Source organism: Streptomyces sp. URMC 127 (assembly GCF_051386535.1).
GTDB lineage: Bacteria > Actinomycetota > Actinomycetes > Streptomycetales > Streptomycetaceae > Streptomyces.
In genome coordinates this window covers 1-387 of the sequence record NZ_JBPQTW010000518.1, presented here as the reverse complement: position 1 = coordinate 387, position 387 = coordinate 1, and the positions used below count along the sequence as shown (strand labels likewise).

The 387-nt window shown below is 79.1% G+C and carries 1 protein-coding gene; it reads left to right on the top strand.

Annotated elements, in window-relative coordinates:
* On the top strand, nucleotides 1-387 hold a 387-nt coding region (locus tag ACSNOH_RS35200; protein WP_436725505.1), incomplete at both ends, for a phosphopantetheine-binding protein.

The following is a 387-nucleotide window of genomic DNA, read 5'->3' as shown; positions in this document are numbered from 1 at the left end:
CCGCGTCACCGACCCTCGCGCCACTGCCCCCGGCGTCACCGACCCCCGCGTCACCGGCCTGCTCGACGCGCTCGCCGAGGTGTGGCAGCTCGTGCTGCGCGTCCGCCCCGTACCCGAGGACGACTTCTTCGCCCTCGGCGGCGACTCCCTCCTGGCCGCCGAAGCCGTCACCCGCACCCTGGCCGTCTTCCAGCTCGACGCGGGCCTCGGCTCCACCCTGGTCAGGGCCCTGCTGGCCGCGCCCACGCTCGCGGGCTTCGCCGAAGCCGTGCGCGAGGCGCGCGACGGGACCCGGCGGCACGCCGCACCCGCCGAGGCCGTCGACTTCCGCCGCGAGGCCGAGCTCGGCTTCCGGCTCCCGCCCGCCGAGGGCCCCGCCCCCCGCCC